5 protein-coding genes are annotated in these 5,547 nt (G+C 59.3%); all 5 read right to left on the minus strand.

Features of this window, described 5'->3' with window-relative positions:
• Window positions 1-194: GntR family transcriptional regulator (locus ACODTY_RS23045; protein WP_488996506.1), on the minus strand; the 194-nt coding region annotated here is incomplete at its 3' end.
• A gap of 56 nt (window positions 195-250) precedes the next feature.
• Entirely contained in the window at window positions 251-2,482 is a 2,232-nt protein-coding gene (locus ACODTY_RS23050; RefSeq protein ID WP_488996507.1) for a N,N-dimethylformamidase beta subunit family domain-containing protein, read from the minus strand.
• Between the two features lie 14 nt (window positions 2,483-2,496).
• The gene (locus ACODTY_RS23055) at window positions 2,497-2,823 is read right to left on the minus strand and encodes a N,N-dimethylformamidase alpha subunit family protein (RefSeq protein WP_488996508.1); all 327 of its coding nucleotides are present in this window, start codon (window positions 2,821-2,823) and stop codon (window positions 2,497-2,499) included.
• A gap of 361 nt (window positions 2,824-3,184) precedes the next feature.
• Entirely contained in the window at window positions 3,185-4,558 is a 1,374-nt protein-coding gene (locus tag ACODTY_RS23060) for a glutamine synthetase family protein (protein ID WP_488996509.1), read from the minus strand.
• Between the two features lie 83 nt (window positions 4,559-4,641).
• On the minus strand, window positions 4,642-5,547 hold a 906-nt coding region (locus ACODTY_RS23065; RefSeq protein WP_488996510.1), incomplete at its 5' end, for an aminotransferase family protein.

Below are 5,547 nucleotides of genomic sequence, written 5' to 3' on the forward strand. Positions count from 1 at the left end.
CCCCCGTCACGCTTCTCAATTACGCCGAGCGACGATAGCTGCGCCAAGGCTGCGCGCAAAGGCGTCCGGGATACGCCGAACTGCTGAGACAGCTCGATCTCAAGCAGGCGGGCACCCGCTTCCAGGGCACCGTCAGTGATCATTTTAAGAAGCTGACGAACGAGGCGAATCTGCAAATCGCTTTTTGATTCCACTCGGGTCAGTTCCTCAGCCGTTGAAGTGTCGCCTATATCTAGCGCTAATCGCATTTTCAGGCACCCGGCTTCTTGAACGGTGTCGGGTCGTTAAAACGGCGCAAGACATTGGCTGTTAGCCGCGAGATTTCGTTGTCATACCCGTTCCAGGCCATTGATCCGGCCCAAGCGATCGAACCCGTCGAGAAGACCGCGCCACCCCCGGCGGTTTCGAAGAAGGTGAGATCTGAACGGATGATCTCGGCCTGCGTGCCGGTCCAATCCGGCGTCGGATCGAGGAGATCCTCCGGGACCATCAAATAAATGTCGGTATGGCGGTGCGACGAAGCGAGCACGAGCGCATGGGCTGGCGTTCCCTGGGACGCATCGGCCCGATCCACCTCAAGTCCGGCCGCTCCGCCTCCAGCCAACCCGAAATCACCGATCTTCTTGCCTGCGATGCCTTCGAAAATAAACGCGGCGCGGGGGTCCGCGGCTGCGGCCGTCACGAAATAGGGCTCGGACACGTCGAAACCTTGGGAGGTCATGCCGACACCGCAAAGATGGTTCGGGGGCCGCCCGTTCCGGCGCCACAAACCTCCGTATTCGCCAGTGAACCCGTGGTAGAACTGACCGTGCCCGGGCTCCCAGGGCCGAATTCCCGCCTCCGAACGCCGACATTCCATGAGACCGGGCATTTCAGCGTTAAAGCTGACGACCCAGTAGAACCCATTGCCTCCCAGATACATCAATCGTCCGCCGCGGTCGGTAAAGCCCTGCAGCGCTTCGATCATATGGCGGGTGTGATATTCCGGATGAGTGCCAGTAATGACCACGTGGTAGCGGCCGAGCAGCCGCAATCCTTCCGAGTCAACATCCTCATCGGTGATGACATCGCAATCCTGCCCGATGGCATCGAGCCAGCCGAGGATATGGGTATCGGCATTGAACTGCCAGACGTTCGATCCGAAACCACCCAGGAAGGATTTCACCTTGGGCTGGAGATCGACGATGGGCCGAAGGCGGGAGGTATGAAAAACACCGCTTTGATCGTCATGAACTTCGTAAAGCGAGAAGCCGACACCGGGATTGGTTTGCAGGAACATGTGATGGCGGTCGAGCTCAACCACACGCCCCATACCGATTTCTGTACCCGGGACGTCCATGCCCAGCCTATGATTGCCATAGGCCAAGTAGCTGAAGGTCGGGAACAGGAAGGCCACCTTGTTCCCCGTCTCGCGATCACGGGGGGGCCGCAAAACAAAGACGCAGTAGTAGGCTGCATCCTCGTCCCCGTCGGGAACGAGCCTCACAGCATACACGCCGCTCCTAAGGTCCGCGGGTAGCCGGAACGTAAAATCGACATCCCAACCGACATCGTAGACATCAGTCGAGTGGAAATGGATCGCCGAATAGAGATCCGGACGCTTCTTCCAATCCAGTTCCTCTCCCTTCCAGCGCCAGCCCGTCATCGCGCGCGCCGGCGCATTGTGGATCTTGCCGTTCAGCTGGAAGGGCGAAATATCGTATACGGTGGTGCCCATCATGCCGAGCGAGAAGTCCCAAGCCGCCCTCAAGCTTCTGAGGCGGGAGAGCTGGCCGAAATCCATAAGAAGACGCCGGAGCTCCTCATGGGGAACCGCCGTGTCAAACAAGGCCGTGCGATCGATCTTGCCGTCAAAGAAGCCGCTCAGCCGACCGTCGGCACCCCTCGTCGCAGCGATCAAGCACTCGTGCGCAATCTCCCGTTGGGGCGCTGAAACGGCTACCGACACACCATCGACACGGATGCCTTCGCAGGCGGCATCCATCTCCGCCGATGCGGCCAGCTCAAGACGACCTTCGGCCGCATAGTAGCGCAGCGACAGCATCTGCCAGACGCCGATTTTCATGGCCCCGTCGATAACGAGCTTCTGGCCCATGGCATCAGCGACGACCCGGTCCCGAGCATCGATGCCGATCCGTGCAAATCCCGGAAGAGCAATCACTGTCCGCTCTTGCCCACCCAGGAGGGTTGGCCTCGCCACGGCGGCCAAGGTGAAGTCAGCAAGATCCGAGAACATCCCGCGAGCCGGCACGATCACACACGAGCCCGGGGAGAAAGCCTTGTGGACTGCCGCACGTTCGCCGCCCAACTCCAGGTCAACCGCCTCATCCTTGTAGCCGGGCCCCTGCGGATTTGTGTCGCCCTGCACGATCCTGCGAAGATCTGCCCGATACGTGCGGGCACCAAACGAACTCGCCATGACGGAGAGCTCTTCGCCGCCAGCGACGGTCAGTTTGTCGGTGTACCCTACGATCGGCAGCATGGACGTATTCCGTGTTATTCAGCGCGCGCGAGAAGAGAATCGAGATCTTCGCCAGTCAGGTCGCGCCACCGGCGTTTGAAAATGTCCCTTTCCGCCTCCAACAGGTCGGAATAGTGAACACCCTCGACGAGCTCGACCGCAGCTCCCCGCCGGAGCGGCATTTTGCCAAGCCGCCAGCGCGAATAGCGTTGCTCGATGACCAGCACGTACTTGTAGGCGGACGAGGCGCCACGCATGTGGTTGAGCACTCGTTGAAGCCCTGGACTGTGATACCCGACGGGAGCGTGGAGAAACTCGCGGGCATAGGGCAAGTCCGTCGTGTCAATGATATAGCGGCCCATTCTGTTCTCCTAAAAAAATGGCCGGGACGCGCAGGGCGCCCCGGCGAGTCTCCTGGGAGTCATTCCGTGTGTCTTGCCGCATCTCTCCGTACCGCACGGTCCGGCCTTTTCGCCAGGCCTGCGACTTACTCGTAGAGGCCCTGGCGACCCGCCTTTTCATCCGCCGTTGCCCCATGTTCGGATGCAATACGCAAAGTGCCTGCTCTTCAAACGCAGTCACATGTTTTTCTATGTTGTAAAGTACAATGTATTTTCGGGTATGCAAACACATATTGAATTGGCCCGATAACATTTTACTTACTGCCCGTCTCGATCGTCTGGGAAAAGGATAGCGCGCGCCGACGGCTCTGCAATCTACCCGTCAGAGGATCTCGAAGTAGCGACGCAGTTCCCAGTCGGTCACAGCGCGTGAAAACTGTTTTGCCTCGAATACGCGCGAATCCGCGAAGTGGCGGACAAACGGCTGACCGAACAGTTCCTGCGCCGCCTCCGAATTGGCAAAGAGCGTCGCGGCAGTTTCAAGATTGCCAGGCAGACGCCTCTCAGTGGGGACTTCTTGTGCGTAAGCGTTGCCGACCGAGATCGGTGCAGGTTCAATCTTTCGCTCGATGCCAAGCAGGCCCGAGCCGATCGCGGCAGCCATCGACAAATATGGGTTCACATCCGATCCGGGAACTCGATATTCCAACCGTTGCGACTTAGCGGAACCAGGGATGACACGGATGCCGACCGTGCGATTGTCGACCCCCCACGTTGCGGCTGTCGGCGCCCAGTAACCCGGCGTCAGTCGCGCGTAGCTGTTGACGTTCGGGGCAACCAGCGCTGCGAATTCGCGAAGGTATGCGAGCTGGCCGCCGAGGAAATGACGCATAGTCTCGCTCATGCCGTGTGGAGCGGACCCGTCGTGAAACAGCGGTCGACCATCGACAGACCAGACGGACATGTGCGTGTGTCCGCTTTGGCCTGACAGCATCTCGTTCCATTTGGCCATGAAGGTGGCCATCAAACCACGACGCTGGGCGAGGATCTTCATGAATGCCTTGAATATCGAGGCCTTGTCAGCCATTGCCAGGGCCCCATCCACCGCAATCGCGGTCTCCACTACGCCAGGTCCGGTTTCGGCGTGGAGTCCCTCAAGCTCGATGCCGATGGAACCGAACGTATCGAGTATCTCCTGATAGAGGCCCTCGTGAACTAGCGAGCGTAGGACCGAATAGCTGAAGCTGCCCTGCGACAGCGTTTGCAGATTTCGGAAACCCTTTTCCTCGAGAGTGTCGGATGTCTCGCGGAACATGAAGAACTCGAATTCCATGGCGGCTTTGATGCCAAACCCCATGTCGGCTGCTCGCGAAAGCACCCGGCGTAAGACGGCCCGCGGACAGATCGCCTCGGCAGCGCCGGCGAACTCGCTCGCGAAGAAAATCGTTTCGTTATCAAAGGGCAGGATCATCCCGCTTTCAGGGATGATCCGCAGGTTGGCATCCGGATAGCCAGTGTGCCACCCAGTAAACTGCGCGTTGTCGTAAAGTTTGTCCGCTACATCCCAGCCAAGAAGCGCGTTGCAAAAACCGTAGCCATCATCAAGCGCCGAGAGAAACTTGTCACGGGCCATGAACTTGCCCCTGAGCACGCCATCGACATCGAAAACGCCGACTTTGATGTGCTTGGGCTGCTTTTCCCGGACGAAGGATCTGACTGCTTCAATCGATCCCAGATTAAGTTTCTGGCCTGTCATTCGTATGCCTTTTGTGTGGATTCACGGACCGCTTGAACTCGGACCGCGCTGCCGCAGCAGTCGCGGTCGGGCGGGCCGCCTGATTACAAACCGATGTCGGCAAAGACTTCGGTGATCGTCTCGTCCAGGATGTCGAACATCTCGTCGACTTGCGCTTCAGTGATGATGAACGGAGGACCCAGGACGATCGCTTGGCCGAGTGGGCGGCAGATAAGGCCTTTCTCCAAGGCCTTGTTTGCAATGCGCTCAGGAACTTGCAGCTTTCCGTCCAGCTGTGCCTTTGTCGCCTTGTCGGCCACGAGTTCCACAGCGCCCATCAGGCCTACGCCTCGCGCCTCGCCCGCATATTTGTGCCTTCCGATGCGGTGAAGCCCCTCGATAAAGCGTGGGCTGACGCGGTTGACGTTCTCGATGAGGCCTTCGTTCTGGATTACGTCGAGCGCCTTGATTGCAACCGCGCTTCCCAGCGGATTTCCACCTGCGGTGAAGCCGTGGGGAAATTCCTCCGCAGCCGCTGAAGCGCGAGTGAGCGCGTCGCAGAGATCAGGGCCAAGAATGATGGCGCCCATCGGGAAATAGCCAGCTGTGATGCATTTCGAAGCCACGATGGCATCGGGCTGCATATTGTATTTGACGCTCCCCCACATCTCGCCAGTTCGCCCAAAGCCCGTGATCACCTCATCGGCGATCAGCGGAATGCCGTACTTCCGCAGGATCGGGCGGATCGCTTCGAAGTAGCCCTCCGATGGAGGGATGACGCCTCCTGCACCCTGGACAGGCTCAGCGAACATGCCGGCGATCGTGTCGGGACCCTCCTTGATGATGGTCTCCTCAAGATTGCGGGCGAGGCGCCGTGAGAATTCGATCTCTGTTTCGCCGACTGCGCCGTAACGCCAGAAATGCGGGCAGTCGGCGTGGATGAATCCCGGCAGAGGCAGACCAAACTCGGCATTGTATGCCTTGCCGGTCATCGACGCGGAGGCGACGGT

Source organism: Mesorhizobium sp. FG116 (assembly GCF_057809835.1).

Coding starts and splice junctions, on each gene's coding strand:
- ACODTY_RS23060 (WP_488996509.1), bottom strand. CDS start 4,558: ATGACAGGCCAGAAACTTAATCTGGGATCGATTGAAGCAGTCAGATCC.
- ACODTY_RS23055 (WP_488996508.1), bottom strand. CDS start 2,823: ATGGGCCGCTATATCATTGACACGACGGACTTGCCCTATGCCCGCGAG.
- ACODTY_RS23050 (WP_488996507.1), bottom strand. CDS start 2,482: ATGCTGCCGATCGTAGGGTACACCGACAAACTGACCGTCGCTGGCGGC.